Annotated in this window: 18 protein-coding genes and 3 pseudogenes; 14 read left to right on the forward strand and 7 right to left on the reverse strand. The window is 37.1% G+C overall.

Going from position 1 to position 18986, the window contains the following annotated elements:
- The first annotated feature begins 187 nt into the window (after positions 1–187).
- Positions 188–808, forward strand: coding sequence for a cysteine hydrolase family protein (locus H7K77_RS18615; protein WP_186580124.1), 621 nt, complete (start codon positions 188–190; stop codon positions 806–808).
- A gap of 85 nt (positions 809–893) precedes the next feature.
- On the opposite strand, the gene H7K77_RS18620 is transcribed toward H7K77_RS18615, so the two are convergent.
- Genes H7K77_RS18620 through H7K77_RS18645 form a run of 6 tightly spaced genes read right to left on the reverse strand, consistent with a single transcriptional unit; the run spans position 894 to position 7117 of the window.
- Positions 894–1967, reverse strand: a complete 1074-nt coding sequence (locus tag H7K77_RS18620; RefSeq protein WP_186580126.1) for an ABC transporter ATP-binding protein — start codon at positions 1965–1967, stop codon at positions 894–896.
- Entirely contained in the window at positions 1964–3700 is a 1737-nt protein-coding gene (locus H7K77_RS18625; protein WP_186580128.1) for an ABC transporter permease, read from the reverse strand. Before H7K77_RS18625 ends, H7K77_RS18620 begins: the two co-directional genes overlap by 4 nt.
- A gap of 8 nt (positions 3701–3708) precedes the next feature.
- Positions 3709–4719, reverse strand: a complete 1011-nt coding sequence (locus H7K77_RS18630) for an ABC transporter substrate-binding protein (RefSeq protein WP_186580130.1) — start codon at positions 4717–4719, stop codon at positions 3709–3711.
- On the reverse strand, positions 4712–5512 hold the full coding sequence (surE, locus tag H7K77_RS18635; protein ID WP_186580132.1) for a 5'/3'-nucleotidase SurE: 801 nt from the start codon (positions 5510–5512) through the stop codon (positions 4712–4714). The genes H7K77_RS18630 and surE overlap by 8 nt, the downstream gene beginning before the upstream one ends.
- Positions 5490–6299, reverse strand: coding sequence for a sugar phosphate isomerase/epimerase family protein (locus H7K77_RS18640; RefSeq protein ID WP_186580134.1), 810 nt, complete (start codon positions 6297–6299; stop codon positions 5490–5492). The genes surE and H7K77_RS18640 overlap by 23 nt, the downstream gene beginning before the upstream one ends.
- Positions 6296–7117: a PHP domain-containing protein gene (locus H7K77_RS18645; protein WP_186580136.1), complete on the reverse strand. Its 822-nt coding sequence runs from the start codon at positions 7115–7117 to the stop codon at positions 6296–6298. The genes H7K77_RS18640 and H7K77_RS18645 overlap by 4 nt, the downstream gene beginning before the upstream one ends.
- Positions 7118–7475: 358 nt before the next feature.
- Here H7K77_RS18645 and H7K77_RS18650 point away from each other — a divergent pair, with 358 nt between their 5' ends.
- From H7K77_RS18650 to H7K77_RS18685, 8 genes are all read left to right on the forward strand, one after another.
- Entirely contained in the window at positions 7476–7817 is a 342-nt protein-coding gene (locus tag H7K77_RS18650) for a cupin domain-containing protein (protein WP_186580138.1), read from the forward strand.
- A gap of 190 nt (positions 7818–8007) precedes the next feature.
- Positions 8008–9273: a hypothetical protein gene (locus H7K77_RS18655; protein WP_186580140.1), complete on the forward strand. Its 1266-nt coding sequence runs from the start codon at positions 8008–8010 to the stop codon at positions 9271–9273.
- Between the two features lie 48 nt (positions 9274–9321).
- Positions 9322–10674, forward strand: coding sequence for an RHS repeat-associated core domain-containing protein (locus tag H7K77_RS18660; RefSeq protein ID WP_186580142.1), 1353 nt, complete (start codon positions 9322–9324; stop codon positions 10672–10674).
- Between the two features lie 19 nt (positions 10675–10693).
- Entirely contained in the window at positions 10694–11173 is a 480-nt protein-coding gene (locus H7K77_RS18665) for a hypothetical protein (protein ID WP_186580144.1), read from the forward strand.
- Positions 11174–11783: 610 nt separating this feature from the next.
- On the forward strand, positions 11784–12560 hold the full coding sequence (locus H7K77_RS18670; protein ID WP_186580146.1) for a recombinase family protein: 777 nt from the start codon (positions 11784–11786) through the stop codon (positions 12558–12560).
- A gap of 158 nt (positions 12561–12718) precedes the next feature.
- A complete protein-coding gene (locus H7K77_RS18675) occupies positions 12719–13954 on the forward strand; it encodes an IS110 family RNA-guided transposase (protein ID WP_186580148.1) in 1236 nt (411 codons plus the stop codon).
- Between the two features lie 127 nt (positions 13955–14081).
- Positions 14082–14327, forward strand: a complete 246-nt coding sequence (locus H7K77_RS18680; RefSeq protein ID WP_235988999.1) for a hypothetical protein — start codon at positions 14082–14084, stop codon at positions 14325–14327.
- 12 nt (positions 14328–14339) lie between these two features.
- Entirely contained in the window at positions 14340–14705 is a 366-nt protein-coding gene (locus H7K77_RS18685; protein ID WP_186580150.1) for a hypothetical protein, read from the forward strand.
- 336 nt (positions 14706–15041) lie between these two features.
- Here H7K77_RS18685 and H7K77_RS18690 read toward each other — a convergent pair whose 3' ends face one another.
- Positions 15042–15242 carry a helix-turn-helix domain-containing protein gene (locus H7K77_RS18690; RefSeq protein ID WP_026089141.1) on the reverse strand — a complete coding sequence of 67 codons (201 nt, stop codon included), beginning with the start codon at positions 15240–15242 and terminating at the stop codon, positions 15042–15044.
- A 166-nt stretch (positions 15243–15408) separates the two neighbouring features.
- Between H7K77_RS18690 and H7K77_RS18695 the strand changes: the two genes are divergently transcribed.
- The 5 genes and pseudogenes from H7K77_RS18695 to H7K77_RS18720 form a co-directional block, all read left to right on the forward strand.
- Positions 15409–16119 carry a recombinase family protein gene (locus H7K77_RS18695; protein ID WP_186580152.1) on the forward strand — a complete coding sequence of 237 codons (711 nt, stop codon included), beginning with the start codon at positions 15409–15411 and terminating at the stop codon, positions 16117–16119.
- Positions 16120–16266: 147 nt separating this feature from the next.
- A pseudogene (locus H7K77_RS18700) lies at positions 16267–16864 on the forward strand (IS110 family transposase); the annotation flags it as partial.
- Positions 16865–17009: 145 nt separating this feature from the next.
- Positions 17010–17606: a hypothetical protein gene (locus H7K77_RS21395; RefSeq protein ID WP_235989000.1), complete on the forward strand. Its 597-nt coding sequence runs from the start codon at positions 17010–17012 to the stop codon at positions 17604–17606.
- Between the two features lie 87 nt (positions 17607–17693).
- Positions 17694–18381: pseudogene (locus H7K77_RS18715) on the forward strand (recombinase family protein); the annotation flags it as partial.
- A gap of 217 nt (positions 18382–18598) precedes the next feature.
- Positions 18599–18986, forward strand: a pseudogene (locus tag H7K77_RS18720) (IS110 family transposase); the annotation flags it as partial.

Genomic DNA, 18986 nt, shown 5'->3' on the forward strand with positions numbered 1-18986 from the left:
ATAAGTCGATTCCCCTTGAAATGCGTCAATAGTAAAGTATTGGCGCACTCTCATTCTATGACCATAACTGTGACATTTGTTTGTCTGAAAAAGTGACAATATTTCAAATTCATTACCAGGATTATTTATAAATGGTGAAAATAGATGTATGTTTAAGTTAAAAAGCTAATGAAGGAGGTTTTCTGTTATGCGTGATTTAGTTTTTGAAAAAGAAAATAGCGCCCTGTTACTAGTTAATTTGCAAAATGCTTTCCTTCATCCTGAAGGCGCCTTATCGAAAGCTGGTTTGGACGGAACTAGACTTAACAAAGTAATTGATCCAATTAGGCAATTGAAAGAGGCCTTCCAGGTGAAAAAACGTCCTGTTATTTACATGCAGCACACACAACGACCGAATGGAGCAGATGTTGGTTTACTAAATGATCTTTTACCTAGTTTCCAGGATTTAGAGTTTAGTATGGAAGGGACTTGGGACTGTGAGTTTATTGATCAACTTAAGCCTGATGAGTCTGATTATATTGTTAAGAAACACCGTTTTAGTTCTTTCTATCAAACGGATTTAGAAGACTTATTGGTGAAACTAAACGTTGACACATTGGTGATAGCAGGTGTTCCTACTAACGTTTGTGTGGAGTCAACTGTTCGTGATGCTTATTACCGTGACTATAAAATATATGTTCCCCAAGAAGCAACTGCCTCCTACACGGAAGAACAGGAGCAATGGTCACTTTCCAATGTAGAATTTCCATTTGCACGAGTAGTATCAGTCAAAGAATTATTGCATGAATTGCTCGTACAGGTTATTTAATTTTAACTATTTATGTGAATTAAATCACATTAAAACGGCAAAGTTAATTCACTTCCGAACATAGGAATTAACTTTGCTATCTCATTCAGTAACTTACTATTTTCTCTTCTTTAACCTCTAGTTTTGCTTGTTCTTGCTTCATTTGTACATGAACAGATTCTCCTAGTTGAAAAGCCTGCCAAATCTCCGTATGTACAACCCAACTTTGGTTTTGTGTTTGTACCGTATAATGTATCTCCTTGCCTTGATATTGAACACTTGTAATAATTCCTGGGATACCTTCATTGTCGTTTGTTAGGGCGATTTGTTCTGGACGCAGTGGGTAGATATTCCTCTTTTTCAATTCTTCTGAAACACCTAGGTCAGTCCATTTTAGATTTGATGCTAATTCGGGTTCAAAATAATTCTCATGCCAGGTTCCTTTAATAAGATTGGCTTTTCCTACAAAGCTTGCAACAAATTCTGTTTTAGGGTAACTATAAATTTCTCGTGGTGTACCAACTTGCTCTATCCGACCTTGGTTCATGACAACAATTCTATCAGCCATTGCTAATGCTTCGCTTTGGTCATGTGTTACATAAATAATGGTTGCTTTCGTTAGACGGTGAATTTGCTGAATTTCTCTGCGCATTTCCATTCGTAACTCTGCATCTAAATTACTTAATGGTTCATCCATTAACAATAAATCTGGTTGTGGAGCAATCGCGCGGCCTAGTGCAACACGTTGTTTTTGACCACCAGATAGTTCGCTAGGCATTCTCTCTGCAAAGCTGGTTAACTCTGTAATGTCTAGGACTTCTTTTATTCGCTTGTTAATGTCCATTTTTTTATCGGCAAAACGATGATGTACTAATGGGAATTTAATATGTTCCTTCACATTTAAATGTGGCCATAGGGCAAACGATTGAAACACCATGCCAATGTTGCGTTTTTCTGGAGGGAGGGTAGTGTTTATGTTTCCAACCTCTGTTCCACTAATATGAATACTGCCGTACGTTGGGGAATCAAAGCCTGCAAGAAGACGAAGAAGTGTCGTTTTCCCACAACCAGATGGTCCAAGAATGGCGATGAACTCACCATTTTCTATATCTAAACTAATTTTCTTTAATGCTTCAAATTTTCCAAAACGTTTTTGTAGCTCCTTTATTACAGCTGTCATGCTTGCTTAAGCCCCTTTCGATTCCAAAAGTATTCCAATATGTAGAGAACGATAAAACCAAGTATGATCAAACCAACTATTAAACTAGAGAATGCAGTTGAATAGGTTGAGTAACCTGCTTGTTCATATCCAAAAATGACAACACCGATCGTTTCTGAATTACTTGACCATAGTAGAGAGGACACGGTTAATTCAGTTAGAGAGGTTAAGAAAACTAGAAATGCTCCACTTAATACACCAGGTAACAAAAGTGGAATTAGAATCTTCCTCCATTTTGACCAACCGTTCGATCCACTTACTTGTGCTGCTTCTTCCATCGATACATCGACTTGCATGACAGCTGTGATACTACCGCGAACTTGTAATATTAAGAACCTAGTTAAATAGGCGATAAATAAAATAATAACAGAACCATAAATTCCAGGGTTCCAGCCAGGAATAGGCTCCATCCAGGCGAAAATCATTGAAAGGCCCATAACAGTGCCAGGTAGTGCGTATGGCAATCCGATTGAAATTTCTGCCCATTTATTTAGGTGGTTCGGTTTACGAATTCGATAGTAGGCAAAGGCAGTACCAACCAAAATACCGATGACGGTAGTAATCAAAGCCAATTTCACACTATTGACCATAGCCTGTTTGGCTTTCGGACTCGTATCAAGGACGAATTGGTAGTTTTTTAGACTAATATTTTCCAGGGTAAAATCTACTCCATAAGCAGATAATAGAGATGTCATCCCCATTGAAACAAGTGGTACGATACTAGTTAATAAGAAGAAACACCATAACGCAATTTCAATGAAGAGCTTCTTTTTCCCAAGAAAATACCGAGGTTGTTTATCTTCGATTGTCGTTTCGATCCGCTTCGATTTTCTTAGTAAAAGCCACTGTATAAATGTTCCCAATAGCGCGATCACTCCGAGAATAACGGAAAGTGTTGCAGCTGTAGCGAAGGCCGTGGGACCGAATCCAACTACTTGCTGATAAATATAGGTACTTAAAACACTAATGTTAGCCGGAATACCTAAAAATGCTGGAATGCCAAAGTTGTCCAGGTTTGCTAAAAATGCAAGAAACCCACCACTTGCGATTCCAGGTAATGCTAAAGGAATGGTAACTTTTCTAAATGTTGTCCACCTACTAGCACCCGAAACTCTAGAAGCCTGCTCTAGTTCGCGTGGTATTTTTCTTAAAACACTAACTGATAGTAGGTAAACTAATGGATAATGCGACAAACCAAGGACAAAAATAATACCGACAAGGCTATACAGGTTTATCGCAGGTACAGGGAAAGGGAACAGGGCAACAAGCTGTTGAAAAAGCCCATTTGCACCTAAAAACTGTGTCCATGCCAATGTTGAAATATAAGATGGAATAACAAATGGTAAAATAATAAAAATTTGCATGAGTTTTTTTGCCCGTAAGTCGGTGTATGCGACTAACCAAGCTAGAGATATCCCTAGTGAAACAGATATGGCAGTGGAACCTATTACAATTACAATCGTATTTTGAATAACAGTCCATGTCGTTGCATCTTGTAAAACAGAAGTATAATTGGCCAAGGAAAAGCTATCATTTTGTTGGAAGCTTAGGGCAACTAATCGGTAAATAGGAAGTAGGAAAAATAGAAAAATCAGAGCAATTCCTATCCATGTCCATATTCTTTTGTTTGTAAATAGAGAAGATAATACCTGATTAGGCACTATCTCTCTATCGGTAGGTATATTTGCTTTCATTCGATCACCTATTCTCCAAACAATTCACTAAATTTTTCTTTGTCTGCTTCACGCGCTTTATATAACTCATTAATATCAGCATCTAATACTTCCATCTCATCAATTGTTTTCAGGCCTTCTGGTGCTTCTATCCCTTTTCTAATTGGAGTATAACCAATTTCAGCAGCTAGCTTTTGACCCTCTTCAGATAATACGAAATCTACAAATGCTTTTGCAGCAGCTTCGTTTTCTGTGTTTTTCATAATTCCGATTGGTTCTGTGATTACTGGAACCCCTTCTTCTGGGTAAACAAGCTGAACAGGCGAACCTTCCGCCTCAGCGCGTGCTACAATAAAGTCAACAACCATTCCGTATTTTTCTTCTCCAGCAGCTACAGCTTTTAGTACAGCTCCATTCCCTTGTGTGACAGTTGTGTCGTTTGCTTTAATATTTTCATAGAAATCCCAACCAAAGTCACTGTTACGAGTTAAAACACCTAAGTTGTATGCGGCAGCACCTGAATAGAGTGGACTTGGCATAATCGTGCTACCACTAGATGCAGAATCAGATAATACGTTCCAAGATGTAGGCATTTCAGATACATCATCTGTGTTGACAACTAGAGCAGTCGACATTACTTTTGTTCCAGTGTATGTACCGTCCGAATCGACAAACTCCTCTGGTATTTCACTTGTTTCCTTTGACTTATAGGATAATAGCATGTCCTGTTCTTTTAAGCTTTCAAATGTTACGGCATCGGCTACTAGTAATACATCTGCTTGAACATCACCAGCCTGTTCTTCAGCCTGTACTTTACTGATCACTTCTTCTGTTCCAGAACGGAAAACACTAACATTTACATCGGGGTATTTTTCGTTAAAAGCGGAAACGAGTTGTTCTGCATCAACATCTGGCTGAGATGTATAAAAGGATAAGTCACCAGAAATCTCACCAGAATCCTTTGTTTCACCTTGTGCCGTACATCCTGTGATAAGACCTATACTTAATAGTGCAGCAATTCCGAGCTTAAATTTAGACATGGAAAAATTCCTCCTTGTTTTTATTAAAATGGTAGAACCATCTATTTATTTGATCCGTTTTTCTCTTTTGAGTGCCTCTCATCTCTACAGGGGAAACGGTAATGAATCCTTCTTTTAATGCACTAAAGTCTTTCTCTTTCGCAAGACCACTAAGTTGTTGGTATTCATCCTTCAGCCAATAATAAAGCTGTCCATGTGGATCATTTAATCCGACATAGCGGTAGCGGGGAACAGACATATCTAATGGGACCACTTTTACACCTCTACATAGCTCTTTTGATGTATAAGGTAAGTTAATGTTTAGGATCATCCCTTTTGGTATTTTGTTTTGCAAGATCACCTCTGCAATCTGATAAAAGAGCGGCTTAACTTGTTGGTAGTGGATATTTGTATTTTCAAACGATGCAAGTGAAACTGCAACGGCTGGTATATCTGATAGCGAAGCTTCAGTTGCTCCTGCAATAGTGCCAGAATAATAGACATCTCTGCCCAAATTAGGGCCAATATTTATCCCGGAAAAAACAATATCTGGAGGCTCTTTTAGCAAAACTTCTAGTGCTAACTTCACACAATCTGCCGGTGTGCCATTCACCATCCAGGAATGAACACCTGTTGAGAAGAGGCTTGTTTGGATTGCTTTTAATGGATTTCTAAGTGTAATAGAGTGGCTGATTGCGCTGCGTTCTTTGTCAGGGCATACAACATACACCTCTCCGAAATGTTGAAGAACATTCACCATCGTTTCTAAACCAGGATGGAAAATGCCATCATCATTCGTAACTAAGATTTTCAACGTTTTCCCTCCTTCGTAGATTTTTGTGGTCGAGATAATTAACATTTTGTTGTAGCATCGAGAGTGAGCGATTACTTTCGAATCCCTCTACTACAACAGGTAGGTCAGTATCCCTTAGTATCCTAAGTATAGGATCTAACTTTACTAGTCCCGTTCCGAGTGGTACATGATAAATTTGATGTGTTGCATCACTAATGTGAATTTTATTAATACGATTGATTTGATGAAAGTACGCTTCGGGACTTTCTGATAATGGTACATGTGCAATATCAAAAGTTGTTTGGATTGAATCAGGTAGCTGCTCCAATAGACCGTTAAGAGGTTTAGGACTAGTAATAAATTCCTTTTTAATAGCCTCCATTTGCTCTATTGATAATGTTACATTTAGCTGCTCAGCCTTATATGCGAGCATTTGTAAATTTTCGATAAGTAATTGCTCGTGTTTATCTAACCATTGATTTGCTAACGTTCGTCTACCAGGGTGTATCGTTACGTTTGTTGCCTCTAATTGTTTAGCTAGCATCATAGAGTTTTCTATTTCCTGGATAGATTGTTTTCTTATTCCTTCATTGATAGCGGATATGTTTAAGTCCCAACTTGCTGCGTGAAGAGAAAGTTCTATATTGTATTCTTCCTTAGCATGGAGAATGGAATTTACCGATGTTTGATAATGCCATACATGCTCTGCCCATACCTCAACACCATCGAAATGGAATAGCTTTGCTAGTTTTATAACGTCTGGTAACGGATAAGCCCAACATAGGGAAGAAGATAAATACAATCTCATAAAATACTCTCCTTTTTAACCCATTGGAGGATACATTGTTCGTCAATTGGAACACTTCCAATTGGAAAAGGATTACGTGAGTTTGGACCATGATGATCACTACCACCTGAGAGTGCGAGTCCCAATTCAATTGCTTTTAGCTCCCAGTAACTTGTTTGACTAGGAGAATGCTTAGCATGGTATGCCTCGATACCATCTAATCCATAACTTATTAGACGCTCTATTGGAACAGGGAAATCATAGATTCCTGGATGTGCTAAATATGCTTTCCCCCCTGCATCATGGATCAATCGAACTGCTTGTTCTGCTGTAAAAGGTGGGCGGGAACAGAATGCGGGTGCGCCTTTTCGTAACAAAGTGTTATAAGCCTCTTTAGGGGAAGGGAAGTACCCTTTTGCGAATAGCTCCATTGCAATATGCGTTCTAACGATGACAGCTCCTTGTGCTCGTGCCATACAATCTTCAAAGGATATGGTGTAGTGCATGTTTTCTAGCTTTCTTAAAATTTGCTTAGCCCACTCTATTCGTTGTTCTTTTCTTCTTTTCAAATGATCTAACAGAGAAGGAGAGTTAGGATCAAATTGATAACCTAAAATATGTAATTCGCCATCTGGGCCATCAGTATTTAGCTCAATTCCAGGAATTAGTGTAATTCCTAACGTTTGTGCCATAGACCTACTAGCAAGATAACCGCCAATCTCATCATGGTCAGTAATCGCAATCATGTGCAATTCATTGTCTACTGCTGTTTGAATGACTTCCTCAGGTGTTAGTTCACCATCCGAATAAGTTGTATGGATATGTAAATCTATTTCCATCTTCATTCACCTCGATCTGTGATTTCTTACTTATTATGTTACAAGGTGAATATTAATCTTGTTTAAATAGAAAATTGAAAAATCGTAAAGAATATGTAAAGAATAGGAATTGTATCGTTGAGGTTTTAGGTTGAGGGTAAATAGGTGAAAGTGTTGTTGTGCCACCTATTTGGAGGAGGTAAGAGATAGATTTGATTTTCTATTAGTTAATAGAATGTAAAGAAATTAACCGTTTCTTCATATCGTCAGTTTAGAAGACGGGCAATTTATTTTAACGCGACAAGTGATGGATATCACTTAGTTGAGAATTAATCTCATTTATAATGTAACTATAGATAGTTTGAAGGAGGAAAATATCATGCAAAAACAAAGTTTAGCTTCTTATATAGAGTATAGTGACGAAAGATTTACAAAGCGAGTGGTGTACAAAGAAGGGACTAGTACAGCCTTTGTATTGAATTTTAAACCGGGCCAAAGTCTTCCAGCGCATAAGCATCCGGGAACAAACGTACATTTAAATGTGGTTCAAGGCGAAGGTGTATTTAACATCGATAATCAAGAGGTAACCGTAGTGGAGCGGGATGTCGTTGTGGTTACAGGCGACGAAGAACTAGCGTTTCACAACAATAGCCAAGCTAATACTAGTTTGTATGTAGTACTAAGTAAAATTCCAAGTGATGAATACGCGAAAGATATCTAAAAATGGCAGGAGAACTTCTCCTGCCATTTTTTTTGTTCGATGAAAGTACAGTTATTCCTCTTGTCTTATACTTTGTCGAATGCTGTCTTTATGTACGATAGTAATTATAATATTACATCTATAAAAGATTCACTAGATGGGAATGGGAAGGTTCTTGCGCTCCAAGGGGTGAGGAAGTGCAATTAACTTCATGGTTACAGATGCGACGGGTAATCTGATTGAATCAGTCAATTTTAAAGGAACTAAAACAAGCTATGAGTACAATAAAGCAGGTGACAAGGTTAAGCAAACGAACCTTGATGGAAGCACCATAGAGTGGACATACAATAGTAACGGACAAATTAATACAGAAAAGAAACGTGTGGAAGATACGGATAAAACTACTACCTATCTGATAACGAAGTATCAATATAGTAAAGCTGGTGAAGTAGAGAAGCAAATGCTTAATGCAGAGATTTATGAGAAATCGACAAAACAAACTTCCCAGATTAAGGTGAATTCAACAGATATAACTTATGATGAACTAGGGCGTGTGGTTCGTAAGTATCTGACGTATTACAATGGCGATACAATAAAGCATTCCGATACAAGGTTCCTTTATGATTTAAATGGAAATCTAATGAAAAAGTGGGTATATGATGAAACATCTAATACCGTAACGAATAATACAGTTTATCCATTTATACGATCAGAAAGTACGTACGAATATGATGCTAATAATCGTTTCATTCGAGAAGAGAAAACAGAAAATGGCATGGTAACGATTAAGACGTATAAGGACGATGAAAACGCAGAAATTGTTCAATCTGCAATTGGGAATACAACTGTATTCTATAATGAAAATGATCTAGCGAAGAAAATAGTTATGCCTTTAAATGAAGAATTTAATATTGCTTACACGGCATCAGAGTTAATCGATAAAGTAAGTGGTCCACGTCTTACAATGGACATGAGCTATGGGCCAAATGAAAAGATGACGGAAATAATAACTAAGAAAAAAGATTCCAATACAGTTATCTTTGCTGAGTCATACTTGTACAATGGACAAGAACAAATTGATAATGATCGAGAAGGGAAGAAATCCTACACATATACCCAAGAAGGATTCCTGAAGACGGTCAAAAAAGGTGCAGATATAATTACGTATTCCTACGATGTCAATGGAAATATTCTTAAAGCAGTCAAACAAGATGGAACCGTCCTCCAAGAGAATACGTATAACGAAGGAAATCGCATTAATACTTCTATTCTATTAGATAGAGAAAGAAACAAGTATGTGAAAAAGACCTATACGTTTAATGTAGATGGTTCACTTTCTAAGGAAACGATAAGCGAGGAAGTAAGTACGTACACGGCTGCAAAAACTGCTAATGTGGATCTTGTAAAGACCTTTGCTTATGCAGGAAACAATTTATTAAAAAGCGTTACAACAAAACGTGGAACAACTGTTATATAACAGATAGACTATACGTATGATAGTGAAGAAAATCGCTCGCCGAAACGAGTGAAAAATGAAACTGGCGAACAGCTGTTGTATTACTATTACGATACAAATGGTGATTTGGTAAGCGTTGCGCAACAGGTAGGAAACGATTTGGTAGAAAACTCGATGAATTTCTACCGGGATGGAAACGGTCGCCTCATCAATTTTGAGTATAAAGGTAACATATACGATTACGTGTTTAACCAGCGCGGAGACGTAGTAGCCATTACTAATGAGTTACAAGAAGAAATTGCGAGTTATACGTATGATGAATGGGGAAACATGACGTCACTAGAATCTTCCACAGAGTTGGGAAAGGAAATTGCGCATGCAAATCCGTTCCGCTATGTAGGACAGTATAGTGTACAATATGATCAAGACACGAGCCTATACTTCATGGGTTGGAGAGACTATGATTCTAGCACTGGGCGCTTCATAGTCGCAGATGCTTATGAAGGGGACGATACGAATCCAATATCGTTTAATAGTTATATCTACGCGGAGTCAGATCCAGTAAATAATATTGATCCAGATGGATACGCGCCTAAGTGGTTGAAAAAGTTATCAAAGGGAATAAAGAAAGCTGCAAAAAAGACGTACAACTTTGTCATTGGTGATGATATCAAGACACTTAAAAGTAAGAATACAAAGTGGTATCAAAAAGCTTTTGCTGCAGTATCGATTGCTTCAAACTTTATCCCGGGGGGAGGAGTCGTTTCAAAAGCAGCGAAACTAGCAATTAAGGGAACGGTTTCGGCACGAAAAGCAGTAAAGGCCACAAAAGCTGTAACCAAAACAGTTAAGGCGATCAAAAGTACAGCGAAGAAAGCATCCCAATTATTGAAGAAGAAACCAAAGACACTGCCAGCCAAATCAATTCAGTCAACGAAAAAAGTGAAGGGAGAAGCAGCTAATCCTGGAAAGCAGGTGACACCAACCAAGTCACCACCAAAATCTAGTGTAGTCAAAACACCAGACCGGAAGCCTTCTGTTCCACGTATTGTAGCTAAAGATACTGGTTCGAACGATAGTATGTTGGGAGGACCTGGTTATTTACAAACATTTGCGTCTAAGGGTACGGTAAAACCTAATTATGTGCCAAAGGATAGCAATGGAAAAAAATTAGGGTTACCAAAAAATAAAGACGGAAAATTGGTAAACGGTACTTCTCATAAACCGCACTCTATGAATCCACACACTCAAATTGGCATTAAAAAGGGTCGGAAAGGAGAATATATTCAAACACTTGAGTGGGGAAGAAATGGTAAGCCGGTACAACGGACAGACTGGACAGACCATGGTAGAGGGGATCATGTAAATCCACATTCACACCCAGCTATTTTTAAGGATGGGTCATGGAGCTTTAAAGAATAATTCTTAGAGGAGTAAAAACATGGATTTAAAAGAACCAGCTTTTATGCTAAAGGTACGTGGTAGTGATTATTTTAATGAAGAGCTTTCTTGTTTAGGTTGCCAATTTGCTGAAATTTTATTATCCCTTAAGGATTATACAGAAAGTCATGATTGGTATATATTTGATGTATTAGGTACAAGTAAGTCATCTTTTCATGAGTTGTTTCCTAAGAATCCACAGGAACATTGTACTGTACTTTCAACAGATGAATTGATAGATAAAGTAAAAAGGGTAATACAATTTGAATCAGGTGTATTTATAGCTGTTGAAAAAGGGAAAAAAATTAATTGGGATTTCGACCATTTACCTGAAACTGAAGAAAGTGAGGGGTTACAACATCCATTAGCAGAAATAGAAATTCGTACTTTTGATTATTCATTTTTTGAGATTTACGCTAATAATATTGAAGTGAAAGAAACAATATTAAATTATTTTAGGAAAAATAAAATTTGGGAATAAAAGATTTATTAACCTTGATTGGCTACATGGCTTTCAAGGTTTTTTCTTGACTAAAAGTGTTTATGGCTAAAAATAGCCGAAAATTGAATCAAAAGTCTAATGGTAAGCAGATGTACGAGATTGGTTACAGTGACAAAGACATAAAACGAACATACTTACTACTCGATATATAATTGCACACGAGAATGACAAAGCTCGTAGTGATAAAAGCGGAAATACACTGGTACATAAGGGATGTGGACAAAAAAAGAAAATAAAGAAATTTATGAAGGGGACAACATAATTGATTTTCTCTCTGAAATTCATAACTCATGAAGGTAGTACCATCATGGAGTATCATGTTAATACTTGGATGGGCTGATAGTTAACGAGAATTAGGCCAGATGACATTTTACATGGCAGGAATAGTTATGACATGGCATAGCTAACAAACTAACGAGAATGACAAAGCTCGTGGCGATAAACAATGGGTAACGTGAAAGAGTGTTCTTATACTATTTTTTCTATTAAATTTTGGGTTGTATTTTTACTAGAGACGGTCGTATAATACTCGCTATTCGTTTAAAAAACGTTACATAAATTGTAATTTTCGTAACGGGAGGGTGAAGAATTGAACGTTGTTGGGTATATACGAGTTTCGACTCAAGGGCAAGCAAGAGATGGATACAGCTTGAGATATCAAGAAGATGAAATTAAAGCATATTGTGAAGAACAAGGCTGGAACTTGATACATATTTTTAGAGACGAGGGAATTAGTGGTGCCAAACTAAATGAAGAGGCATTGGAAATAGACAGGGTGGGCTTACAGGAGATGTTGGCTAACCTTTCGTCTATCCAAATTGATTATGTGGTAGTGCTAAACACAAGCCGATTATGGCGGTCAGATATTGTAAAAGTGTTGATACAAAGAGAGTTGAAGAAGTTTGGCTGTGACATTCAAAGCATTGAGCAACCACTATACAGTATTCACAAGAAAGACCCAAATGATTTTTTGGTAAATGGTTTGATGGAGTTATTAGACCAATATCAACGACTTGAAATAGCCCTCAAACTAACGAAAGGGAGAAATAAAAAGGCGAAGGAAGGTGGGTATGCAGGAGGAAGGGCAACATTTGGCTATACAAAACAAAAGGGTGAAAAGGAACTGAAAATACATAACGGTCATGCGGAAGTAGTTAAACGGTTGTTTGAACTTAAACAGCTACATAGGAAATGGTCACTGTCTAGATTGGCAGAAGCCTTAAATGAAGAAGGTTATCAAACAACACAAGGTAAAGCATTTACGAAAGTACAAGTGAAGCGAATATTAGACCGAGAAAGCTTTTATCAAGGGGTGTATACATATGGACAAATACAAGCAAATGGGAAACACCAAGCAATAATTTAACAAGCTAACTTAAAAAAGGCTCATATTTTCTTATAAGTTACTATGTAGCGATGAAAATGGATAGGCTTTCGTACCAATGCGCACCAGTTGGTGAACGCTCGAACTAAGGTTGCCGGCATTTTCATTATATGATTGACAACTGAATAGGAGGATGAGCCATGCATGAAAAGCAGAAACACTTTTATGTAGGTGTAGACTTACATAAGCATCACCATGTGGCGGTGATTATAAACTGCTGGCAGGAGAAACTAGGTGAAATAAAGCTTGAAAATAAACCGTCCGCCTTCTCCACGTTTTTACTGGATATTGATAAACTGATGGAAGAAGGATTGACACCTGTATTCGGTTTGGAAGATGTTGGAGGATATGGTCGAGCGTTAGCAAAGTTTTTAACCGACCATGGACAGTTTGTAAAAGAAGTAAATCCAGCTCTTTCATTTGCTGAACGAAAAAGCCATATGACCACGCAAAAAAGTGACAGTTGGGATGCAGAATGTGTTGCACGCATTTTGTTGAATCAACTGAACCATTTGCCTGACGCTAAACCACATGATTTATTTTGGTCAATACAACAATTGGTCACTAGAAGAAACGCATTAGTAAAAGCACAAGGTGCTTTAAAGAACCAACTGCACATTCAATTGTGCCACCATTATCCAAGCTATAAGAAGTTTTTTTCAGAGGTTGATGGAAAAACAGCATTGGCATTTTGGGAAAGGTACCCTTCACCATCTTGCTTAGAGGGTGTGAGTGTAAAACACTTGACTACCTTTTTATTAGAAGTGAGCAATAATACATGCTCAGTGAAAAAAGCGAATGAAATATTGAAGCTAGTCAAAGAAGATGGGAACACAACAAAAGAACATCAAGAAACACGAAACTTTTTGGTGGAAAGCATTGTGCGTCATATTCTGTTTGGTAAGCAGGAAATAGGCAAGGTGGAAAGAGAATTAAAAGAGTTAATGAGTTTATTAGACTTTCAACTAGACTCCATGCCAGGCATTGACCTTGTAACAGCGTCCGCTTTAATTGCAGAGATTGGGGATGTAAGCCGTTTTCCTAATGCCAACAAATTAGCACGATTTGCGGGTATTGCGCCTGTTTACTTTGGGTCTGGTGGGAAAGGTAAGGAACAAAAAAGCAAACAGGGAAATCGGGCGTTACATGCGTTATTTTATAACCTTGCAGTCCAACAAGTGCAAGTGGCAAAAGGGAGTAAACTACCAAGAAACCCTGTGTTCTATACTTACTACCAACGAAAGCTAAAAGAAGGAAAAACAAAGGGACAAGCATTGGTGTGCATTATGAGAAGACTTGTGAACATTGTTTATGGCATGATGAAGTATAAAACAGCTTACAAATTGCCGATAGTGCAAGAGAAAGAAGTAGTTTAATAAGGTGGTAAAATGGCTGACTTTTTTATTTTTAGCTTTTAAGATTACAACATAGGGTACTCCTAAACTTACAAAATTTAAAGGTGATGAAGCTGTAAAGCACTTTGAAAAGCATAGTAAAGAAATAATGGATACTATGGGCAAAAACCAATATAATTTAAAAAATTATCTTGAAGATGCTAATCATGTTATACGAAATGGACAATATGTACCTGAACTGAATGGACATGTGAAACTAATCGGTGGTAAAGGAAGTGCCAAATATGGCTTTGTGGGACTAGATAGAAATACAGGAAATATAACCACATTCCATATAAAGACTGCTAAAGAACTTTCTAAGAAAGCACCAAGTTTAGGTATAGGAATTAAGTAAAGGGGGGTAACTGTGAGAGTAAAAAAAATTGATTGGTTATCACAGGAGGCTTTAGAAGCTGAAGTAGTGGTTACAGATGGTGAATTTGAAATAATTTGTTTTGCACAACCATTCAACTATCCAGTAGGTAGTGAATTAAATGACCCAATACTCTGCTATAATGTCACAAATGTCCTTAAGTTAGAGAGAGAAGTTTATACTATTGAGAAACAAGGAGAATATTTTGCTTATAGTTTGTCGGGAAAATTAGTTGATAAACAACTTGTATTAGTAATGGTTGGTAAACTATTACTAGAATTAGATAACAATATATTACCAGGAGATATAAATGAGGGTGATTTTTTATCCTTTAGTTGTCAAAGGTTAGACATTATCTAGAAAAAGTATATTTGTAATAAATAATTAAGACCTTGGAAGATACGTTCTTTCAAGGTTTCTTTTTTTGTGGGGGCTACCCAGTGCCGAATATACCGCATTTCATACAAAGATTAAGACTAATGCTTGTCTGCCCTATATGATATTTTCAAAAATAACAAAGTGCGTACACTAACTTTGAATTGAATAACCTATTTCGTCCTTTATCACTTCAATAAAGAAATGTAATATCATCAGTTACCACCATCCGCAACGGATAACACTTTATCTTTGTTTTCTCCCTGCCTTTTAAATTTTTCGCAACTTTTACGTACATAGAACGATTACTAGTGTGAGAGGCTACTCCACCTCAATTAACTCCTGAATGTCGATGTCTAACACTTTGCACACCGTTTCTAATGTTGATAGATAAACTCTGTCCACGTTGTCTGAACAAAGATGGCTTATCGTGTTGGGGCGAAGCCCTGTCATCCGTGCTAATTCACGTTGTGAAAGGTCACGTTCTTTCAAGATTTCTTTAAGTTTGATTGAAATTGGCATGGTATTTCCCTTCCTCTTTTTCATGTTACTTTTACGATACACAATAAATTTGTATCGGTAAAGGGGTTGATTGTATCGCTAAAGCCGCATACAATGAATTTATATTAAATATAGCGGCTAAGCGTTACGTTAATTAGGATTAGCGTAACAGAGGGGGGAAACTATCATGAAAGTAATCGGATATATTCGAGTATCTACACAAGGACAAGCAAGGGATGGATATAGCCTTGCTTACCAAGAAGATGAAATCAAAGCCTACTGTCAGGCTCAAGGATTTACCCTTTTACATTTGTTTAAGGACGAGGGTATTAGTGGGGCTAAAGTCAATGAAGAAGCGTTAGAAGTGGATAGAATAGGCTTTCAGGAGATGTTGGAGTATCTCTCCCACCATGAGGTTGATTATGTTGTCACATTGAACACAAGCCGATTATGGCGGTCAGATGTTGTCAAGGTGCTGATTCAACGAGAGTTGAAGAAACATAGATGTGATATTAAAAGTATTGAGCAGATTTCATACAGTGTCCATAAGAATGACCCTAACGACTTTTTGGTCAATGGCTTAATGGAGTTATTAGACCAATACCAACGGCTTGAGATAGCACTAAAACTAACGAAAGGAAGAAACAAGAAAGCGAAGGAAGGAGGATATGCAGGAGGAAGGGCGACATTTGGCTATATCAAACAAAAGGGTGAAAAAGAACTAAAAATACATAACGGTCATGCAGAAGCATTGAATGAAGAAGGGTATCAAACAACCCAAGGGAAAGCATTTACAAAAGTACAAGTAAAAAGAATTTTAGACAGAGAGAGTTTTTATCAAGGGATATATAAATATGGAAAAATACAAGCAAATGGGAAACATGAAGCAATAATTTAATTGGTTACTTAAAAAAGGGACTCATTTTCTTATAAATTACTATGTAACGATGAAAATGGATAGGCTTTCGTACCAATGCGCACCAGAAGGTGAACGCTCGAACTAAGGTTGCCGGCATTTTCATTTAATTGAATAGGAGATGGGAAAATGCACGAAAAACAGAAACACTTGTATGTCGGAGTAGACTTGCATAAACAACACCATGTGGCAGTGATTATTAATTGTTGGCAGGAGAAGCAGGATGAAATAAAGTTTGAAAATAAACCATCTGCGTTCTCAACTTTTTTACTGGATATTGATAAACTTATAAGATGATGGATTGACGCCTGTATTTGGCTTAGAAGATGTTGGAGGCTATGGACGATCGTTGGCACAGTTTTTAACTGACAATGGACAGGTTGTCAAAGAAGTAAACCCAGCTCTTTCATACGCTGAACGAAAAAGCCATATGACCACACAAAAGAGTGACAGTTGGGATGCTGAATGTGTCGCTAGAATATTGGTAAGACAATTTAGCCATTTGCCAGATGCAAAACCACATGATTTATTTTGGTCGATACAACAATTGGTCACTAGAAGAAATGGATTAGTAAAGGCCAAAGGTGCCTTAAAGAACCAACTGCACACTCAATTGAACCATTACTATCCAAGCTATAAGAAATTTTTCTCGGAAGTAGATGGAAAAACAGCATTGGAATTTTGGAGAAAATACCCTTCATCTTCATGTTTAGAAGGTGTGAGTATAATTAATAAAGTTTTGATAGGTTTCTTTTTTATTTTTAGCTTTTAAGATTACAACATAGGGTACGGGTAAATATCAAGTTGGAGCATATAAAGATATTAAAGGAGTAGAAGGACTTGATGCCCATCATGCTGGACAGAAGGCAGCAATGAAGAAATTAGTAGATAATTATGATTTAAATACGGCACCTGCAATTAATGTTCCAAAGGTGGGGCACACCATTAAAGGACCTAATGGAATAGTTTCTAGAAGTACAAAAGGAATAGATAATCCTAGACAGTTATTGGCAAGAGAAATAAGGGAACTTAGAAGAGTCTATAATGACATACCGAATTCTGCTTTAAAAGAACTTATTGAATTAAACAAAAAAATGTCCAGAAATGAGGAAGTAAAAATGAATGATATTTTTGTTAAATCACTTTATGAGACTATAGTTAAAGAGAACCTTCAACTATACAAAGACTTGTATGAAACAACGAATGTTAATTCTAAAACAGATGATTATTGGAAAAAAGCTATTGGTTTTTACGATAGTTTAACTGACGAAAATAAAGATACACTAATGAAGATAATTGAACAAACTATGATTGATACTATTTCAAACATGCTAGGAGTGATTGATGGAAGTTCGACTTTAAAAGATTGTTCGTTAGAACCTAAATTACTGCTCGATTCTATTGATACGGACGGAGAACTGCAAGATTCGTTTTTAGAATTCATAGAAGATAGAGATAGTAACAGCTAATTGGATTTTTTATTACAGAGGTCTTTATAAAGAGCACAGTTAAAATATATAAATAGTTTTTAAACGAATTCAATGACCTTGATTGACTTTTGTAAAGAACAAGGCTGGAACTTGAAACATATTTTTAGAGATGAAGGAATAAGTGGCGCAAAACTAAATGAAGAAGCGTTAGAAATAGACAGGGTGGGCTTACAGGAAATGTTGGCTTACCTTTCGTCTGTCCAAATTGATTATGTGGTGGTGCTGAACACAAGCCGATTATGGCGGTCGGATATTGTAAAAGTGATGATTCAACGAGAGCTGAAGAAATACGGCTGTGATATTAAAAGCATTGAACAACCATCTTACAGTATCCACAAAAAAAGACCCAAACGACTTTTTGGTGAATGGCTTAATGGAGTTATTAGACCAATATCAAAGGCTTGAAATTGCCCTCAAACTAACGAAGGGGAGAAACAAGAAAGCGAAGGAAGGTGGTTATGCAGGAGGAAGGGCAACATTTGGCTACATGAAACAAAAGGGTGAAAAGGAACTAAAGATACATAACAATCATGCAGAAGTAGTTAAACGGTTGTTTGAGCTTAAACAGTTACATAGAAAATGGTCACTGTCTAGGTTGGCAGAAGCATTAAATGAGGAAGGACATAAAACAACACAAGGTAAAGCATTTACGAAAGTACAAGTGAAAAGAATTTTAGACAGAAAGAGTTTTTATCAAGGGATCTATAAATATGGACAAATACAAGCAAATGGGAAACATGAAGCAATAATTTAATAGGTTACTTAAAAAAGGGACTCATTTTCTTATAAGTTACTATGTAACGATGAAAATGGATAGGCTTTCGTACCAATGCGCACCGGATGGTGAACGCTCGAACTAAGGTTGCCGGCATTTTCACTTAATTGAATAGGGGATGAGAAAATGCATGAAAAACAGAAATACTTGTATGTTGGAGTAGACTTGCATAAGCAACACCATGTGGCAGTGGTAATTATATTGGTCGATACAACAGTTGGTCACTAGAAGAAATGCATTAGTAAAGGCCCAAGGTGCTTTAAAGAACCAACTGCACATTCAATTGAACCATCACTATCCAAGCTATAAGAATTTTTTCTCGGAAGTAGATGGAAAAACAGCATTGGCGTTTTGGAAACAATACCCGTCACCTTCAAGTTTAGACGGTGTAAGTGTGAAGAAATTGACCACTTTTTTATTAGAAGCCAGTAACAATACATGTTCGGTGAAAAAAGCGAATGAAATATTTAAGTTAGTGAAAGAAGATGGAAACACAACAAAAGAACATCAAGAAACACGAAACTTTTTGGTAGAAAGCATTGTACGCCACATTTTATTTGGAAAGCAGGAAATAGGCAAGGTGG

The sequence above is a fragment of the Aquibacillus kalidii genome (assembly GCF_014280935.1).
GTDB lineage: Bacteria > Bacillota > Bacilli > Bacillales > Amphibacillaceae > Aquibacillus_D > Aquibacillus_D kalidii.

Bases quoted from the DNA above. Each gene is read 5' to 3' on its own strand.
- H7K77_RS18625 (WP_186580128.1), bottom strand. From the start codon at position 3,700: ATGAAAGCAAATATACCTACCGATAGAGAGATAGTGCCTAATCAGGTA.
- H7K77_RS21395 (WP_235989000.1), top strand. From the start codon at position 17,010: ATGAAGAAATTAGTAGATAATTATGATTTAAATACGGCACCTGCAATT.
- H7K77_RS18645 (WP_186580136.1), bottom strand. From the start codon at position 7,117: ATGGAAATAGATTTACATATCCATACAACTTATTCGGATGGTGAACTA.
- H7K77_RS18665 (WP_186580144.1), top strand. From the start codon at position 10,694: ATGGATTTAAAAGAACCAGCTTTTATGCTAAAGGTACGTGGTAGTGAT.
- H7K77_RS18675 (WP_186580148.1), top strand. From the start codon at position 12,719: ATGCATGAAAAGCAGAAACACTTTTATGTAGGTGTAGACTTACATAAG.
- H7K77_RS18640 (WP_186580134.1), bottom strand. From the start codon at position 6,299: ATGAGATTGTATTTATCTTCTTCCCTATGTTGGGCTTATCCGTTACCA.
- H7K77_RS18630 (WP_186580130.1), bottom strand. From the start codon at position 4,719: ATGTCTAAATTTAAGCTCGGAATTGCTGCACTATTAAGTATAGGTCTT.
- H7K77_RS18620 (WP_186580126.1), bottom strand. From the start codon at position 1,967: ATGACAGCTGTAATAAAGGAGCTACAAAAACGTTTTGGAAAATTTGAA.
- H7K77_RS18690 (WP_026089141.1), bottom strand. From the start codon at position 15,242: ATGCCAATTTCAATCAAACTTAAAGAAATCTTGAAAGAACGTGACCTT.
- H7K77_RS18680 (WP_235988999.1), top strand. From the start codon at position 14,082: ATGGATACTATGGGCAAAAACCAATATAATTTAAAAAATTATCTTGAA.
- H7K77_RS18650 (WP_186580138.1), top strand. From the start codon at position 7,476: ATGCAAAAACAAAGTTTAGCTTCTTATATAGAGTATAGTGACGAAAGA.
- H7K77_RS18615 (WP_186580124.1), top strand. From the start codon at position 188: ATGCGTGATTTAGTTTTTGAAAAAGAAAATAGCGCCCTGTTACTAGTT.
- H7K77_RS18655 (WP_186580140.1), top strand. From the start codon at position 8,008: ATGGTTACAGATGCGACGGGTAATCTGATTGAATCAGTCAATTTTAAA.
- H7K77_RS18695 (WP_186580152.1), top strand. From the start codon at position 15,409: ATGAAAGTAATCGGATATATTCGAGTATCTACACAAGGACAAGCAAGG.